Source organism: Microbacterium sp. ZKA21 (assembly GCF_050434165.1).
Classification (GTDB): Bacteria; Actinomycetota; Actinomycetes; order Actinomycetales; family Microbacteriaceae; genus Microbacterium.
In genome coordinates, this window is record NZ_JBNPVV010000006.1 from 246,837 (window position 1) to 263,243 (window position 16,407).

The following is a 16,407-nucleotide window of genomic DNA, read 5'->3' on the forward strand; positions in this document are numbered from 1 at the left end:
GCGAGGACATCTGACGCCCGCCCGCGGACCTCGCCGATTTCGTTCGCACGGAGAGCGGCACTTATGCTCTGCGCGCGCTCAAGAGCGACCCCTCCAAATCAACACGCCTTCCTCGCGGTCGGTGCGAACCACGACGCCGGCCTCTGGGTCTTGTGCGAAGCCGGTCGGCGACATCGCGGAAACGGCGCCGACCGCGGATGCGCGAGATGGTGGTGAGGCCCAAACTGCGCGGAACAGAGCTGTGATAGATTTAAAATCTCAGTTGACTTAGATGTTAAGACAGGGTCAAGGAGGATCCGCCTGTGAGCCGCCACGCCGATGCGAGCGACTGTGGAGACACGAACTCTGCGACGTCCTCTGGCTCCGCTCTCTCTGTCGCTGACCTGGAGGAGTTGTGCCCAGGAGGCGGGGTCGGCCACTGGCTTCCGGCACCGAGGAGCAACGTCATTGCCATGCTCCCGATCATCAACCACTGAAGGAGAAGACAGATGAACGTTCGTGCACAGGATTTGACGACAGAACAGAAGTCCCATCTGGTCACAGGCGTCGGGCCATGGAACACCTTCGCTATTGCCGAGCGCGGCATCGAGACGGTGAAGCTCTCGGACGGACCTCACGGTCTTCGCGCTCAGGGCGCGGGGGGAGACAACTTCGCACTCACTCCGAGTGAGGAGTCAACGTGCTTTCCGCCGGCGGTCGCCCTCGGTTCCAGTTGGGACTCGTCGGTCGTAGCGCGAGTGGCGCGGGCTATCGCACGCGAAGCTCGCATGCTGGGGGTCGACATCGTTCTCGGTCCCGGCGTGAACATCAAGCGGTCGCCGCTGTGCGGTCGAAACTTCGAGTATCTCTCCGAGGATCCGCTTCTGTCTGGTGTGCTCGGAGCTGCTTACGTGAACTCGCTCCAGGCTCACGGAGTGGGGGCCTCGGTGAAGCACTTCGCGGTGAACAATCAGGAGACGGATCGGATGCGAGTGAGCGCCGACGTCGATGAGAGAACCCTTCGCGAGATATACCTCCCCGCCTTCGAGCGAATCGTCCAGGAAGCGCAGCCGGCCACGGTCATGTGCTCGTACAACAAGATCAACGGCGTCTTCAGCTCCCAGAACCGGTGGTTGCTCACGGATCTGCTTCGCGGCGAGTGGGGCTACAACGGCGCGGTGATCTCGGACTGGGGTGCTGTCCATGACACGCCCGCGGCGGTCGCCGCCGGGTTGGATCTGGAGATGCCCGGCACTGAAGGGCGCACGCCACCGATCGTCGCGGAGGCTGTCGCTGTCGGCGCCCTTTCGGAGGTGGAGCTGAATACTGCCGTCGATCGGGTCCTGAACCTCAGCGAATGGCGTGATGTCGAACGCGTGAGCGTTGACTTCGACGAGCATCACGCTCTGGCCCGGCAGGTCGCATCCGAATGTGCTGTTCTGCTGAAGAATGATGGCGTGCTTCCGCTCGAGCCGTCTGCGCGGGTCGCTGTGATCGGCGAGTTCGCGCGCGCGCCGCGTTTCCAGGGCGGTGGGAGTTCGCATGTGCGCGCTACGCGGATCGATTCCTTCCTCGATGCCGTGGCGGAGGTTGCCGAAGGCGGCTTCGGGTTCGAGCCCGGATACTCCCTCGACGGCAGTGAGTCCGACGCTGCGCTGCGAGATGCCGCCGTCGCCCTCGCGGCATCGGCGGAGGTGGCGGTGATCTTCGCAGGGCTCTCTGAGGCGGAGGAGTCCGAGGGGTTCGATCGAGAGACGATCGAGCTTCCGGCAGCGCAGGGGGACCTCATCCGAAGCGTGGCGGCCACCGGTGTGAAGACCGTCGTCGTGCTCTCCAACGGGGGCGTGGTCGCCCTCGAAGGCTGGCACGATGATGTCGACGCGATCCTCGAGGGTTTTCTGTTGGGGCAGGCCGGGGGCAGCGCTATCTCTGATCTGCTTTACGGGGTGGTGAACCCGTCGGGCAAGCTCGCTGAGACGATCCCGTATCGGGTCGAGGATCACCCGAGCACCGTGAACTTCCCTGGCGAGCGCGGGCACGTGCTCTACGGTGAGCGCCTCCACGTCGGATATCGAGCTTTCACTACGCTTGGGCGCACCCCGCGCTATCCGTTCGGCCATGGGCTCAGCTACACGACGTTCGAGACCAGCGCGATCTCCGTTCAGGCGACGTCAGCAGACACTGCCATCGTGCGACTGACCGTCACCAACACGGGCGAACGGGATGGCGCGCACGTCGTTCAGATCTATGTCGGCGCGACGGGCGTCGGCGAGGTCCAGCGGCCTTTGCGCGAGCTGCGTGCCTTCAAGAAGGTGATGCTGGCCGCAGGGGCGTCGACGCAGGTCGAGCTCGCCCTGGACAGGCGCGCTTTCGCGTATTGGGACGTGGAGCAGGGCGAGTGGGTGGTGACGCCCGGTAGCTACGCCGTACAGATCGGTGCGGACAGCGAGACGGTGATCGCCGAGCACCCGATCGAGCTGACGGGAGACGACACAGTCCGTGAGCTGACGTTATGGTCGACCCTCGCAGAGTGGGTCGAGCACCCGATCATCGGTCCGGTTCTGCTCGATGAGGTTGACTCTGACCGGCTGCGTTTGGTGACCCAGCCGCATATCCTTCGCGGAATCGGGACGCTGCCGATGGAGAAGATAGCCAACACCCTGCGCGACTCCGTACCCCCGGAGACCTTCGAGCGACTCATGGCGCGCACGCGCCGGCAGGGCTGATCACTGCCGGAGCTGCCGCGAGATGGGGTCGCCGTGATATCTGCGGATCTCACGGCGACCGATGGCGCCCAGCTGGGTGGTTTTGGGCTACAGTTCGGTGCAAGGGTGCTGGCCCGGTCGATGGTGACAGGAATGGAGCGACGATGTTCCGATGGAGAGAGGCGGCGAGTGGTCCTGCTCGCGTCGTGAATCACGCTCTATGCGGGCGTAGACCTCGATCGGACAGGAGATGAATCCGGTTCTGGAGGCGCGCGACCTCGAGGTCGAGTACCGGTCGAAGAGAGTCCGCGCAAAGCCCTTCCAGGCGCTTCGGGGGGTGTCGATCGAAGTGAGAGCTGGAGAGACGCTCGGCCTGGTGGGCGAGTCCGGGTCGGGCAAGACGACCTTGGGCCGAGCGATTCTGGGGCTGGCTCCGGTGGCGGCGGGTTCGATCGTGTATGACGGACGTGACATCACCCGCCTGCGTCGTGCGGAGCGGCGTGAGTTGGGGCGCGAGATTCAAGCGGTCTTCCAGGATCCGTACTCGTCGCTGAGCCCCTCCATGACGATCGAGAGTATTCTCACCGAGCCGCTCGCTGCGGCAGGGGCCTCCAAGAAGGACGCGCGGGCGAAGGTCCTCGATCTTCTAGATCGAGTCGGTTTGCCCAGCGTGGCTCGCAGTCGGCTGCCACGCGAGTTCTCCGGCGGTCAGCGGCAGCGCATCGCAATAGCCCGCGCTCTCGCGCTCGACCCGCGAGTGATCGTCTGCGACGAGCCCGTCTCCGCGCTCGATCTGTCGACCCAGGAGCGAGTGCTCGACCTCTTCATCGAGATCCAGGAGCGCGCGGGCGTGGCCTATCTGTTCATCTCCCACGACCTCTCGGTGGTCAGACATATCAGCCACCGCGTCGCTGTGATGCACCGCGGCGAGATCGTGGAGACGGGCAGCGGCGATCAGGTCACGTCGGCGCCCATGCACCCTTACACGCAACGACTGTTCCTCGCTGCCCCCGTATCGGATCCTGACGTGCAGCGAGAGCGGCGTCAGCAGCGGCGCGATCTCGTGCTCGGCGTGGGGCGGGACTGATGAGTGTTCGCATCTGAATGCTTCCTATCTTCGGGTGAACTCATGGCCCGAGCCGATCCCGAAGAGTAAAACCATCCATTCGGGTGGTTTTGCGTTAGCATGGCGGAGGCGCGAGCTCGATGAACGGGTCGTAGGCGCGGAAGGATCGATGATGATTAGGCAGCCTTTCAACCGAGGGTGGACGGTTGCACCCGCGCAGCACCTGTTCGCCGCCGTGGTCGCACCGGCACCCCGGAAGGACATCGTCCTTCCGCACGACGCGATGCGCGACCTGCCGCGGGATCCGGCCAGTGCCAACGGCAGCCACTCCGGCTACTACCCCGGAGCGCACGTCGTGCACGAGAAGGAATTCACGGCTCCTCTCGAGTGGCGGGAGCGCTCCGTCATCCTCGAATTCGAAGGCGTCTATCGGGACGCCGTCGTCTACCTGAACGGGAATCTCGTGGCGCAGCGACCATCGGGATACAGCCCATTCGCCGCTGTGCTCGATCCCTACCTCCGTTTCGGTGAGGACAACACTCTCCGCGTCGAGGCGCGAGCCCAGCAGGACTCTCGCTGGTACACGGGAGTCGGCATCTATCGCAACGTTCACCTCGCCGTCGGGAATACTGTTCACATCCCGCTCGATGGTGTCGTGATCACGACGCCATCGATCGACGACACTCTGGCGACAGTCGACGCAGCGATCAATGTGCGCAACGAATCCAGGACCACGCGCTCGGTGCGAGTGCGCGCACGCGTGTCGAATGCAGATGGCGTCATCGTCGTTGAACGATCGGTTCCCGCGACCGTGCTGCCGGGTGAGACCGCGCTGGTGCGGGTGCGGCAGTGGATCGCCGAGCCGCGGCTATGGGACCTCGACGATCCGGCGCTATACCGCATGGAGACGGCGTTGCTCGGCGAAGGCGACACAGTGCTCGATGAGGACGCGACGGCTTTCGGTATCCGCGCAATCGACGTCGACCCGGTGCGAGGTCTGCGCCTCAATGGTCGATCCATCGAGCTCCGTGGCGGATGCGTCCATCACGACAACGGCCCGCTCGGATCGGCGGCGATCGATCGGGCCGAGCATCGAAAGGCCGAACGGATCAAGGCTGCAGGATTCAATGCCGTCCGCAGTGCCCACAACGGCATCAGCCGTGCCTTCCTCGACGCGTGCGACCGCATCGGACTGCTCGTGATGGACGAGCTCTCCGATGTCTGGATGACGGGCAAGAGCTCGTACGACTCGTCTCTGACTTTCGGGGACTGGTGGGAACGCGACCTCGAGGCGCTGGTCGTGGCGGGACGCAATCATCCGAGCGTGTTCATGTACTCCATCGGCAACGAGATTCTCGAGATCGGTCGACCCGGTGCGGCCGTCATCGGGCGAAAGCTCGCCGAGAAGGTGCGCGAGCTCGACCCGACTCGCCTCACGACGAATGCCGTGAACGGCCTCGTATCGGTGATCGACTCGGCCGTGACAGCCCGCGACCACAGCGTTCCCTTCGACTTCAACGCCCTGCTCTCCGCTGATGGTTCCAGCGCGGTGAACTCCTCCGAGGCGGTCACTCGACTCACCGAGGAGGCTCACGCGCAGGTGGATGTCGCCGGCATCAACTACGGGGAAACCCGCTACGACTCCGACGCAGAGTTGTTCCCGGAGCGCATCATCGTCGGCACCGAGACATTCCCCGGGAGGCTCGACAGGCTGTGGGCGCTGGTGAAGAAGCATCCTCACGTCATCGGGGACTTCGCGTGGACCGCGTGGGACCATGTCGGCGAAGCCGGAACCGGGCGAGCTCACTACGACGACGATCCGCTGCCGCCTACGGGCATGTCATCGCCGTATCCCTGGATGCTGTCGCAAGCGGGCACGATCGACATCAACGGCGTCCGCCGTCCGATCTCGTTCTGGCGCGAAGTCGTCTGGGGCCTACGCGTCGAGCCGTTCATCGCGGTGCACCGGCCTCAACGTCATGGGCGAACGTTGACGAAGAGTCGATGGTCGTGGGACGACGTCCTCTCCAGCTGGGCGTGGGAGGTGCCGGACGCGTCTCCGGTGACGGTCGACGTCTACTCCGACGCCGACGAGATCGAACTGCTGTTGGACGGTGCGAGTCTGGGGCGTGCTCCCGTGTCGAAGCCTGATGAAGGCGTCCGCGGTTTCATCGCGCGCTTCGAGACGGAATACCGCCGCGGGGAGCTCGTCGCGGTCGCATTCCGAGCGGGCGAGGAGGCCGGGCGTTCAGCGATTCGAAGCCTTGACGGGCTCCCTATGCTCCGAGCACACGCTGAGCGCGAAGAGATCGCTGCTGATCCTTCCGACCTCGCCTACGTGCATTTCGATCTTCGCGATGACGCAGGCACGCTGGCGGTGGACGGGAGCGAGAGCGTCCGGGTGGAGGTTGAAGGCCCCGCAGAGCTCGTCGCCTTGTCCAGTGCGAAGCCCGACGATGTGGAGCCCTTCGGGTCCGATACTCATCGCACCTTCCAGGGGCGGCTCCTGGCGATCGTCCGCCCTATGGCGGCCGGCGAGATCCGGGTCCGCGCGGTGAGCGAGACCGCTGGAGCCGTCGAGGTCACAATACGGGCGTCGGCGATGGAACCCGATCTGGCGGAGGAGGCCTGAGATGAGTGGATCGCTTCGAAGTTCGCAGTGGTACTCGGGTGATGATCGCAATGCGTACATCCATCGCGCGTGGATGCGGCGAGGTGTGCCGGGCGACTTCTCGGGCCGCCCTCAGATCGCCATCGCGAACACCGCATCCGACCTCACCCCATGCAATGCGCACCTGAACGAGGTCGCGCAGTCGGTGCGCAATGGTGTCTACGAGGGAGGCGGCATTCCTCTCGAGCTTCCTGTGGTGTCGCTGGGCGAGACTCAGGTCCGTCCCACAGCGATGCTCTGGCGGAACATGGCGGCGATGGCGACCGAAGAGATGCTCCGGGCGAATCCCATCGACGGCGTCGTGCTTCTTGGGGGGTGCGACAAGACAATCCCTGCCCTGCTGATGGCCGCCGCCTCGGTCGACCTCCCCGCGATCGTGGTGCCGGGTGGACCGATGCTCACCGGACACTTCCGGGGTCGGCCGCTGGGCTGCGGCACCGATGTGTGGCGCCTGAGTGAGGAGGTGCGTGCCGGCGAGATCGACGAGAGCGAGTTCCGACGATCGGAGTCCTCGATGATTCGCAGCAAGGGGCACTGCAACACGATGGGGACCGCCTCGACGATGGCTCTGGTCGCTGAAGCTCTCGGCACGGTCCTTCCCGGCCTGGCGGGAACACCGGCACCCGATGCCCGACTCCTCGAAGCCGCGCATGACTCCGGACGCTTCGCCGTGGAGCTCGTCGCCGAAGGGCGCACGCCCAGCAGTTTCCTGACGAAGGCGAGCTTTCACAACGCGATAGTCGCGCTCGCCGCCATCGGTGGGTCCACGAATGCGGTCGTCCACTTGCTCGCCATCGCGGGCCGGTTGGGTGTCGATCTGACGCTTGACGACTTCGACCGCATCGGGGCTGATGTGCCGCTGCTCGTGAACCTGCTGCCCGCGGGCGTGCACCTCATGGACGACCTCCATCGCGCCGGCGGATTCCTGGCGGTTCTGCGAGAAGTGAAGGATCTGCTCGATCCGAGTGCGCTGACCATCACGGGACGCCCTCTCGTGGACCACCTCGACGATGCACGCATCTGGGATGCCGATGTCATCACGCCACGCGATTCTCCTCTTCAGCCGAGTGCCGGAATAGCGGTCCTGCGCGGGTCGCTGGCTCCCGGTGGGGCGATCATCAAACCCGCAGCGGCCTCTCCCCGGCTTCTCAAGCATCGTGGGCGTGCCGTCGTCTTCTCCAGCATCGAAGATCTGCATGCCAGGCTCGACGATCCCGGTCTCGTGGTCGACGAGGATTCCGTTCTCGTGCTGCGGGGGTGCGGCCCGAAGGGGTATCCCGGCATGCCGGAGGTCTCCAACATGCCGTTGCCCCGGAAGCTGCTCGAGCGCGGTGTCCGTGACATGGTGCGCATCTGCGACGGACGCATGAGCGGAACCGCATACGGGACCGTGGTCTTGCACGTGACGCCCGAAGCAGCGGCAGGCGGTCCGCTCGCACTGGTGAGAGACGGGGACTGGATCTCTCTCGACGTCCGTGCGCGGCGTCTCGATCTGGAGGTCTCGGAGGCCGAGCTGGCCACAAGAGTGGTCGACGCAGAAACGAGCGACGGGTTCGCGAAGCCGCGCCGGGGGTGGGAGCGGCTATATGTCGACCACGTGCAGCAGGCCGATACCGGTGCCGACCTTGACTTCCTCGTGGGTTCGAGCGGACCCGCAGTGAGCCGCGAGTCCCATTGAGGGTGTGTCGCGGGCGTTCAGTCGGAGTTCGGCGACTTCCGCAGGACGCCGAACTGGGCTCGGAGAACTTCGCCGATATCGATGTCGCGGTTGCGCAACCACAGGGTCTGCACTCCGAGTGTGGATGCGAGCAACGAGCGGGCGGCCAATGCCGGGTCGACACCGTCTCGTAGCTGTCCGCGTTCTCCCATCAGGTCGAACGCGCGTCGGAGGATCTGCTCGCTCTTGCCGTACGCACGCGCGAAGTGAGAGTGTGCGGGATGATCCTTCGAGGTCGCCTCGCCCGCCAGAACGAACTCGAGCTCGATGAGGGTCGGATTCCCGACGTTCTCAGCGACGGCATCGATCCAGGCATCCACGGCCTCTGCGCCGTCCACGCGAGTCCGGTCGCCTTTCCCGATCGAGTCGCGTTCGCGCTGACGGAGCACCGCCTGGAGTAAATCGACCTTTGTTGGGAAATGATGACGGATGCCGGCGTGCGTGATCCCGGCCCGCTCTGCGACATCCCGGAGGGACCCGTCGCGAAAGCCCGACTCAGAGAAGATCTCGATCGCCGCCTCCACGATCGCCCTCTGCCGCGCCTCGGTCTTCGCGTAGGTCCCGCGGCTTCCGGGGCCGGTGGGCCGCGAGGGCACTGGGGCCCCGGCCGCGGAAGGAATGTCAGTCCGACTCATAGGTCCATTCTCGTCCAGATGGACTCAGCTGACGATGTGCGTGCGGCTCAGCCGCCGAACTGGTCGACGAGCGACCGGCGCAGGACCTTGCCGCTCGCGCCGAGCGGCAGAGCATCGACGCGGTGTGCGATCCGGGGGTACTTATGTGATCCGATGTGCTCCCTGGCGAACTCGATCAAGGCGTCCTCGCCGAGTTCGGCGCCGTCGCGAAGAACGTACGCTGCGTGGATCTCCTGTCCCGTCCTGTCGTCCGAGACACCGAACACGGACACGGACAGTACATCCGTGTGTGCGGCGAGGGCGTTCTCGACTTCGGTCGGGTACACGTTGTACCCGTTGCGGATGATCATGTCCTTCTTGCGATCGACGATCGTGATCAGTCCGTCCGTGATCACGCCGAGGTCGCCGGTGCGGAACCAGCCGTCCACCACGGTAGCGGCCGTGGTGGACGGTGCATTCAAGTACCCGTTGAACAGATTGTGCCCCCGGACGACGACCTCCCCGACCGCCGCCGGGTCGTCGAGAAGCACGATCCTCTCCTCGATCAGCGCGTCTGCGATGGCGACCTGGACTCCCCACAGCGGCCGGCCCGCGGTGCCGGGATGCGGCATCTCATCGGCGCGGTTGAACGAGACGACCGGGTTCGTCTCGGTGAGCCCGTATCCCTCGTGGATCCGTGCTCCGAAGGAGTCGTGGAAGCGGTCGTGGATGACGGCCGGCAGCGCCGCCCCGCCCGAGATCGCCAGCCGGACATGTGGCTTCGACGAGGCGGCGTCCGCCGCGCGCAGAAGGTCGATGAACATCGTGGGGACCGCGCACAGCACCGTGACGTCATGAGAGTGCATGAGCGCCAGCGCTTCCTCAGCCTCGAATCGTGGCAACAGCACGATCGAGGCGCCCCGGCGAAAGGCGGTGTTCATGACGGCGGTCTGGCCGAAGGTGTGGAACAGCGGCAAGCCACCGAAGAGGACGTCGTCGACGCGAAGCTCAAGGGAGTCGATGAGCGCGCAGTGCACCTGCTCGATGATGGACAGATGGGAGGAGACGGCACCCTTCGGAGTTCCCGAAGTGCCGCTCGTGTAGAGAATCGTCGCCGGGGCGAGCGGGTGCATCAGTGTGATCTCGTCCAGAGGCGTCGCGTCAACAGCCTGCGCCTCCAGACGAGGCACCCCGGGGGCTGCACCCTCGGGGAGCAGCACGGTCGTCAGCGGAACCTGGACAGCAGCAGCTGCTGCTCCGGCATCGGCGAGGAACGGCGCCGCGGCGATGAGCAGATCCGCCTCGGAGTCGCGCAGGACGAAGGCGATCTCGTCGGTCTTGAAGAGCGGGTGCACGGGTACGACGATCGCGCCGAGCGAGAGGATGGCGTAGTACGCCCGTGGAAAATCAGGAACGTTGGGTGCCATGAGGGCGACACGTGAGCCGACCGTGATTCCAAGACCGCGCAGCGCCCCGGCGTAGCGACGGGTCTCCTCCCACAGTTGCGCGTATGTGGTGGTGGTGCCGGCGAAGTGCACGGCAGGACGTTCGCCCTGGCGCGTCGCGGTGTCGGACAGGATGTTCGCGACTGACATGGTGGCGAAGGTTGATCCGCTGGGCGGGAAGGTCATACTCATCATCGAGTTCCTTTCGAGAGGGTGTTCAGGCGTCGGGGACGAACAGCAAGATTGTGTCGGCGACGAGCGCGGGGCGCTGAGACCCATCGAGCTCGACGTCGTGATGCAGGGTCGCTCGGATGCCATGCGCGGCCGAACTGACATCGGTCAAGGTGACCTTCGAGCGCAGGCGCGAGTCGCGCGGCACCGGTGTCAGAAAACGTGCGCTCTCCACGCCGTAGTTGACGACCGCCGCAGTGTTCCCGACGTTCATCACCTCGGCGAGGAACTCCGGCAGCAGCGACAGGGTGAGTAGTCCGTGCGCGATGGTCGTGCCGTAGGGGCCTTCTGAGGCGCGCGCCTGATCGACATGGATCCACTGGCGGTCGCCGGTGGCCTCGGCGAACAGATCGATGCGCGCCTGCGTGACATCGAGCCACGAGCTGGTCGCACTGCTGCCGACGGCGGCGGCGAGAGCGTCGGGAGAGCCGGCGCTGATCATCCGTGCGGCCCGCCCGCCACGTAGAGAACCTGCCCGTTGACGAAGGAGCTCTCGTCCCGCGCGAAGAAGGAGACCGCCGCCGCGATGTCTTCGGGGACGCCGGCGCGTTTTGCGGGGATCAGCGCGACCTGGTGTTCGATCAGTTGATCGAAGGTCAGACCCATCCGCTCGGCGGTGGTCCGTGTCATGTCGGTCTGGATGAATCCGGGCGCCACGGCGTTCGCCGTAATGCCGAGCGGTCCGAGCTCCACAGCGAGGGTCTTGGTGAAGCCCTGCAGTCCTGCCTTCGCAGCCGAATAATTCGCCTGGCCGCGGTTGCCGAGTGCCGACGTGCTGGACAGGTTGACGATCCGCCCCCAGCCCGCCTTGACCATGTGCTGCTGGGCTGCACGCGTCATCAGGAAGCTCCCGCGTAGGTGCACGGATACCACGGTGTCCCAGTCGGAGTCGGACATCTTGAACAAGAGATTGTCGCGGAGTACACCGGCGTTGTTCACCAGCACTTGCGGGGCGCCGAGCGTCTCGGCGATCAGGTCCACCGCTGCGTCTACGCTCGCCGCGTCGCTGACATCGGCCGAGAATCCGCGGGCTTGTCCTCCCGCGCGGCTGATGCCCTCCGCGACATGATCGGACGCCGCCTGATCGAGGTCGACGACGGCGACGGCGAACCCGTCGGCGGCGAGGCGTTGAGCGGTGGCCGCGCCGATTCCACGTGCCGCGCCGGTGACGATGGCTGTCTTCATTCTGCTCTCTCCTTCTCCCACGTCACACGAACGCGGGGATACCTGTGATCGAACGGCCGACGATGAGACTGTTCATCTCGTTCGTTCCCTCGTATGTGTAGATCGCTTCAGCGTCGGCGAAGGGGCGGGCCACGCCGTAGTCGAGTTGAATGCCGTTCCCGCCGAGAGCTTCGCGGCACAGGGCGACGGTGGTGCGCATGCGGTCGGCGACCAGCGCCTTCGCCATAGCCGATTGCTCGTCCTTAAGCGTTCCCTCGTCCTGCAGCTGGGCGATGCGCGTGCACACCGCGACGGATGCGGCGATGTGCTCGGCGGCCGTGACGAGCTTGGCTTGAATGAGTTGGAAGGACGCGATGGGCCGCCCGAACTGTTCCCGTGTTCGCGTGTACTCGACGGCGGCTTCGTATGCCGCCGCCCCGTTTCCGAGCGCCTGCCAGGCGACATCCGCCCTGGTTGCGCGAAGGATGCGGGCAACATCCTTGAAACCGTCGATGCGCTGCAGGCGGCGCTCGTCCGGCACCCGGACGCCGTCCAGCGTGATGTCGGCATTCTCCACCGAGCGCAACGCGATCTTGCGCTCGATCTTGCTCGCTGTGAAGCCGGGAGAGTCGCCGGAGACGAGGAACCCGCGCACCCTGTCGTCCGCGACATCGCGAGCCCAGATCACGACGATGTCCGCGAAAGTCCCGTTGCCGATCCAGCGCTTGGCGCCATCGAGCACCCACGTATCTCCATCCCGCCGAGCGGTCGTGCGAAGGCCGCCGCTCGTGTCCGAGCCCGAGAACGGCTCGGTGAGACCGAACGCGCCGATGATCTCACCGCGCGCCATACGGGGCAGCCATTGTGCGCGCTGCTCATCGGAGCCGCCGAAGGCCACCGAGGTCATGGCGAGACCGCTGTGGACACCGATGAGGGTCGACGTCGAGGCATCGGCGCGCGCCAGCTCGTAGGAGACCCAGCCTCGAAATAGCGCTGAATTGTCGAACTCTCGCTCGTCCTCGAACGCTGCTCCGAACAGGCCGAGTGCGGCGAGCCCGGGAATCAGGTGCTTGGGGCTTTCCGCGCGTTCCCAGTACTCGTCGGCGATCGGGCGCACGTGCGCATCGAGGTGATCTCGCAAGGATCGCAGCCGTTCCTGCTCGCCCTGGCTGAGAAGAGAGCGAAAACCGAGGAAGTCGGACGGATCCGTCGTCGTATGGGGAGTCATGTGCGTCCTGTCCGTTGTCGTGTCGAGCAGCGGGAGGGACTCGACGATGAGGCGGTTCGTCGGCGTGTGACACCGACGTCAGGAATGACTGTAACCTAAATATGTACAGCTGGGTGGTTTTTAGGAGTCGAATGGACGTCTTCTGCGCGATACGTGCGACTGAGGAAAGCGGTGTGCTCTCCGAGGGCCCGTACTGGGATGCTCGCGCTCGCGCCCTCCACTGGGTCGACATCCAATCCGGACTCGTTCACAGCGGACGGGTGCTCGACTCGGGTCGAATCACTCTCGATCGCACGGAGAGCTTCTCAAACACTGTGGGTGCGGTAGTCGTTTCTACAAGCGGCGAACTCGTGGTGGCCGAGGCGCATGGCGTCACTGTTATGGATGGAAACGGGAGGCGTCGGCCGTTCAGTCGTGTCCTCGACCCGGCGTCCGGTCGTCGCATCAACGACATGTCGGTCGACCCCCGGGGGCGCCTGTTCCTCGGCACCTTGGCGCTGGATCAGCCTTCGGAGTCCGAAACCTTGGTGCGGATCGAAGGCGACGGAGCAGTGACGGTGGTCGACGACGATCTCACTCTGTCCAATGGAATCGCGTGGTCCCCCGACGGGCGACGGATGTACAGCGTCGATTCGCTGCGACGGATCGTCGTCGTCCGTGAGTACGATCCCGCCACGGGGGCCACCGGCCCGCGCGAAGTCTTCGTCGGAGATGTCGACGGCATTCCGGACGGGCTCTGCACGGACAGTGAGGGTGGAGTCTGGGTCGCGGTATGGGGTGCCGCTCAGGTGCGGCGCTACCGCAGCGATGGCAGGCAGGATGCCGTCATCGAAGTTCCTGCGCCTCATGTGTCCAGCGCGTGCTTTGTGGGCGATGACCTTCGCACTCTTGTCATCACGACGGCTCGTCATGATCTGACCGACGCGGATCTCGACCGGTTCCCGGCTTCGGGAGCCCTCTTCTCCGTGCGGTTGTCGATACCAGGAACGCCCGTGGCGACGTGGCGCGGGCCCACACCCAAGGAAGGTGCATCATGAAGCTCATTCGTATCGGTGATCCCGGGAGCGAGCGCCCTGCCGCCCTCACTTCGACGACGCGATATGTCGATCTCTCCGACGTGGTCGACGATTTCGATGAGGAGTTCTTCGGTTCCGGCCGCCTCGCGAGTCTCGGCGCACTCGTCGAGGAGCGGCGCCGAGCTGGTGAGGAGCGGGATCTAGGGAGGCAGCGTCTCGGCGCACCTATCGCCCGTCCGCATCAGATCATCTGCGTCGGGCTGAACTACCGCGATCATGCGGCCGAGACGGGACAGGCCGTGCCGGACGAGCCGATTCTCTTCACCAAGTCCCCGAACACCTTGATCGGGCCTGACGACGACGTGCGCATCCCGCGTGGCGCGACCAAGCCGGACTGGGAAGTCGAGCTCGGCATCGTCGTCGGTCGACGAGCGAGCTATCTCTCCAGCGCTGAGGAGGCGAACGAGCACATCGCGGGGTGGGTTCTCGTCAATGACGTCAGCGAACGCGCGTTCCAGATGGAGCGCGGCGGACAGTGGCTCAAGGGCAAGTCCGCCGAGACCTTCAACCCGGCCGGTCCTTGGCTGGTGACGCCGGATGAGGTGCCCGACGTGCTCGACCTGGCGATGACTCTCGACGTCAACGGAGTGCGTCGGCAAAGCGGATCGACCTCGACGATGATCTTCGATCCCGCCTTCATCGTTCACTACATCAGCCAGTTCCTGGTGCTCGAACCCGGGGATCTCATCAACACCGGCACGCCACCGGGCGTCGGCATGGGGTTCTCGCCGCAGGTGTGGCTGCGGGAAGGGGACGTCATGGACGTGCACATCGAGGGGCTCGGGCGGCAGCGGCAGCGCGTCATCGGTCCGCGATGAGGGCCTATGTCATCAGCGGACCCGGAGCGGGGCGCGTTGAAGAGGTTCCCGATCCTGTGGCCGACGCGGGACAGGTCGTGGTCGAGGTGTCCACTGTCGGTATCTGCGGAACGGACATGGAGCTGTTCGACGGTTCAATGGCCTACCTGCACGACGGCAACGCCGAGTATCCGCTGCGAATCGGCCACGAGTGGACGGGTCGCGTGGTCGAGGTCGGCGCCGGCGTTGACGGCGCATGGGTAGGTAGGCGAGTGACGGCAGACTCGATGTTGGGCTGTGGCCGGTGCGTACGCTGCCTCGCTGGCCGGCATCATGTCTGTTCGGCGAGGTATGAGATCGGTGTGCGCGGCGGATGGGCCGGGGCGCTGGCTGAGCGACTTGTCGTGCCGGTCTCTGCGCTGTATTCGATCCCGGACGGGATCGACGACGTGACCGCCGCGCTGATCGAGCCGGCGGGCAACGCCTGGCGTGCCTTCGCGGCAGCGTCGGTGAGTGCGGGGGAGAGGCTGCTTGTCCTCGGGCCGGGGACGATCGGGCTGCTGTGCGCCTATTTCGCGCGCGCACGCGGCGTCGAGGTCCATCTGCTCGGGCGGAAGGGGCGCTCGCTCGAGTTCGCTGCAGAGCTCGGCTTCGACGGTGTATGGACAGCTGACACTCTGCCGAACCTGGCATGGCATGGCGTGGTCGATGCGTCCAGTGCGCCGCACTTTCCGAGTCTGGCGCTCGACCTCGTCGAACCCGGTGGCAGAGTCGCGCTCGTCGGCCTGTCCGGAACGCCCAGCACGATCGATACCCGCACCGCTGCATTGAAGGATGTCACGCTCGTCGGGATCCTCGGCGCCTCCGCAGGACTCGCATCGGCCATAGCGGCCTTCGCGGACGGATCGGTCGAGCCGCGGCCTCTCGTGTCCGCGCTCGTCGCGATCGACGATGCTACGCGCATCCTCCGCGGAGAGCCCGTCCCGGATGCCGGGCCTGGACCCAAGACCCTGATCGACCTGAGCATGAGGAGCCGAGTATGAGAACTGCCATCGTCACCGGAGGAGCGAGTGGGCTGGGCGCTGCCGCAGCGGAGAGGCTGCGTTCGAGCGGTATCCGCGTGATCACCGTCGATCGTGCGAGTGCGGCCGACGAAGTGATCGATATCACTGATGAAGGACAGGTCGCTGCCCTGGCCGAGCGGGTCGGAGCCGTCGACATCCTCGTGAACTCGGCCGGCGTCGTCGGGCCGAACATGCCGCTCGTGCAGACCTCATCAGAGCAGTGGCGTCACACGTTCGAGGTGAACGTACTCGGCACAGTGGCGATGATGCGCGCCTTCGTCCCCGGGATGACCGCCGCCGGGTGGGGCAGGGTCGTGAACATCGCCAGTATGGCAGGCAAGGACGGCAACCCGAACCTGTCTGTCTACTCCGCCTCGAAGGCGGCCGTGATCGCCCTGACCAAGTCCGCGGGGAAGGAACTCGCCACGAGCGGCGTCCTGGTCAACGCCATCGCTCCCGCCGTGATCGCGACGCCCATGAACGATTCCACTGCAGATGACGTGCTCGAGTACATCACGAGTCTCATACCCATGCGCAGAGTCGGTCGTGCGGACGAGGTCGCCGAGTTGATCGCCTGGCTCACGTCGGATTCCGTGAGCTTCTCCACGGGAGCCGTCTACGACATCTCGGGAGGTCGCGCCACGTACTGA

The 16,407-nt window shown here is 65.5% G+C and carries 13 protein-coding genes; 8 read left to right on the plus strand and 5 right to left on the minus strand.

Going from position 1 to position 16,407, the window contains the following annotated elements; all coding sequences use genetic code 11:
• Window positions 1-488 precede the first annotated feature (488 nt).
• The 4 genes from M2317_RS13930 to M2317_RS13945 all read left to right on the plus strand — a co-directional run bounded on the left by M2317_RS13930 (window position 489) and on the right by M2317_RS13945 (window position 8,099).
• On the plus strand, window positions 489-2,705 hold the full coding sequence (locus tag M2317_RS13930; RefSeq protein ID WP_429461102.1) for a beta-glucosidase: 2,217 nt from the start codon (window positions 489-491) through the stop codon (window positions 2,703-2,705).
• A gap of 229 nt (window positions 2,706-2,934) precedes the next feature.
• Window positions 2,935-3,771 (plus strand): ATP-binding cassette domain-containing protein, encoded by an 837-nt coding sequence (locus M2317_RS13935; protein WP_429461103.1) that lies wholly within the window; start codon window positions 2,935-2,937, stop codon window positions 3,769-3,771.
• Window positions 3,772-3,922: 151 nt separating this feature from the next.
• Window positions 3,923-6,382 (plus strand): glycoside hydrolase family 2 protein, encoded by a 2,460-nt coding sequence (locus tag M2317_RS13940; RefSeq protein ID WP_429461105.1) that lies wholly within the window; start codon window positions 3,923-3,925, stop codon window positions 6,380-6,382.
• A gap of 1 nt (window position 6,383) precedes the next feature.
• Window positions 6,384-8,099: an IlvD/Edd family dehydratase gene (locus M2317_RS13945; protein WP_429461107.1), complete on the plus strand. Its 1,716-nt coding sequence runs from the start codon at window positions 6,384-6,386 to the stop codon at window positions 8,097-8,099.
• Window positions 8,100-8,116: 17 nt separating this feature from the next.
• Here the strand turns inward: M2317_RS13945 and M2317_RS13950 are convergent, their stop codons facing one another.
• The 5 genes from M2317_RS13950 to M2317_RS13970 all read right to left on the minus strand — a co-directional run bounded on the left by M2317_RS13950 (window position 8,117) and on the right by M2317_RS13970 (window position 12,820).
• The gene (locus tag M2317_RS13950; RefSeq protein WP_429461109.1) at window positions 8,117-8,773 is read right to left on the minus strand and encodes a TetR/AcrR family transcriptional regulator; all 657 of its coding nucleotides are present in this window, start codon (window positions 8,771-8,773) and stop codon (window positions 8,117-8,119) included.
• Between the two features lie 47 nt (window positions 8,774-8,820).
• A complete protein-coding gene (locus M2317_RS13955; protein WP_429461111.1) occupies window positions 8,821-10,347 on the minus strand; it encodes an AMP-binding protein in 1,527 nt (508 codons plus the stop codon).
• A gap of 67 nt (window positions 10,348-10,414) precedes the next feature.
• Window positions 10,415-10,870, minus strand: a complete 456-nt coding sequence (locus M2317_RS13960) for a MaoC family dehydratase (RefSeq protein WP_429461113.1) — start codon at window positions 10,868-10,870, stop codon at window positions 10,415-10,417.
• On the minus strand, window positions 10,867-11,613 hold the full coding sequence (fabG, locus tag M2317_RS13965) for a 3-oxoacyl-ACP reductase FabG (RefSeq protein ID WP_429461170.1): 747 nt from the start codon (window positions 11,611-11,613) through the stop codon (window positions 10,867-10,869). The genes M2317_RS13960 and fabG overlap by 4 nt, the downstream gene beginning before the upstream one ends.
• Before the next feature lie 22 nt (window positions 11,614-11,635).
• Complete coding sequence (locus tag M2317_RS13970; protein ID WP_429461115.1) at window positions 11,636-12,820, minus strand: acyl-CoA dehydrogenase family protein; 1,185 nt, start codon at window positions 12,818-12,820, stop codon at window positions 11,636-11,638.
• Window positions 12,821-12,951: 131 nt separating this feature from the next.
• On the opposite strand from M2317_RS13970, the gene M2317_RS13975 reads away from it, so the two are divergent.
• From M2317_RS13975 to M2317_RS13990, 4 genes are read left to right on the plus strand one after another with little or no spacing between them, the layout of a single operon-like run.
• The gene (locus M2317_RS13975; protein ID WP_429461117.1) at window positions 12,952-13,857 is read left to right on the plus strand and encodes an SMP-30/gluconolactonase/LRE family protein; all 906 of its coding nucleotides are present in this window, start codon (window positions 12,952-12,954) and stop codon (window positions 13,855-13,857) included.
• The gene (locus M2317_RS13980; protein ID WP_429461119.1) at window positions 13,854-14,714 is read left to right on the plus strand and encodes a fumarylacetoacetate hydrolase family protein; all 861 of its coding nucleotides are present in this window, start codon (window positions 13,854-13,856) and stop codon (window positions 14,712-14,714) included. The genes M2317_RS13975 and M2317_RS13980 overlap by 4 nt, the downstream gene beginning before the upstream one ends.
• On the plus strand, window positions 14,711-15,736 hold the full coding sequence (locus M2317_RS13985) for a zinc-dependent alcohol dehydrogenase (RefSeq protein ID WP_429461121.1): 1,026 nt from the start codon (window positions 14,711-14,713) through the stop codon (window positions 15,734-15,736). The genes M2317_RS13980 and M2317_RS13985 overlap by 4 nt, the downstream gene beginning before the upstream one ends.
• Window positions 15,733-16,407, plus strand: coding sequence for an SDR family oxidoreductase (locus M2317_RS13990; protein WP_120229415.1), 675 nt, complete (start codon window positions 15,733-15,735; stop codon window positions 16,405-16,407). Before M2317_RS13985 ends, M2317_RS13990 begins: the two co-directional genes overlap by 4 nt.

Coding starts and splice junctions, on each gene's coding strand:
- M2317_RS13955 (WP_429461111.1), bottom strand. CDS start 10,347: ATGTCAGTCGCGAACATCCTGTCCGACACCGCGACGCGCCAGGGCGAA.
- fabG (WP_429461170.1), bottom strand. CDS start 11,613: ATGAAGACAGCCATCGTCACCGGCGCGGCACGTGGAATCGGCGCGGCC.
- M2317_RS13940 (WP_429461105.1), top strand. CDS start 3,923: ATGATTAGGCAGCCTTTCAACCGAGGGTGGACGGTTGCACCCGCGCAG.
- M2317_RS13985 (WP_429461121.1), top strand. CDS start 14,711: ATGAGGGCCTATGTCATCAGCGGACCCGGAGCGGGGCGCGTTGAAGAG.
- M2317_RS13935 (WP_429461103.1), top strand. CDS start 2,935: ATGAATCCGGTTCTGGAGGCGCGCGACCTCGAGGTCGAGTACCGGTCG.
- M2317_RS13975 (WP_429461117.1), top strand. CDS start 12,952: ATGGACGTCTTCTGCGCGATACGTGCGACTGAGGAAAGCGGTGTGCTC.
- M2317_RS13960 (WP_429461113.1), bottom strand. CDS start 10,870: ATGATCAGCGCCGGCTCTCCCGACGCTCTCGCCGCCGCCGTCGGCAGC.
- M2317_RS13950 (WP_429461109.1), bottom strand. CDS start 8,773: ATGAGTCGGACTGACATTCCTTCCGCGGCCGGGGCCCCAGTGCCCTCG.
- M2317_RS13980 (WP_429461119.1), top strand. CDS start 13,854: ATGAAGCTCATTCGTATCGGTGATCCCGGGAGCGAGCGCCCTGCCGCC.
- M2317_RS13930 (WP_429461102.1), top strand. CDS start 489: ATGAACGTTCGTGCACAGGATTTGACGACAGAACAGAAGTCCCATCTG.
- M2317_RS13990 (WP_120229415.1), top strand. CDS start 15,733: ATGAGAACTGCCATCGTCACCGGAGGAGCGAGTGGGCTGGGCGCTGCC.
- M2317_RS13970 (WP_429461115.1), bottom strand. CDS start 12,820: ATGACTCCCCATACGACGACGGATCCGTCCGACTTCCTCGGTTTTCGC.
- M2317_RS13945 (WP_429461107.1), top strand. CDS start 6,384: ATGAGTGGATCGCTTCGAAGTTCGCAGTGGTACTCGGGTGATGATCGC.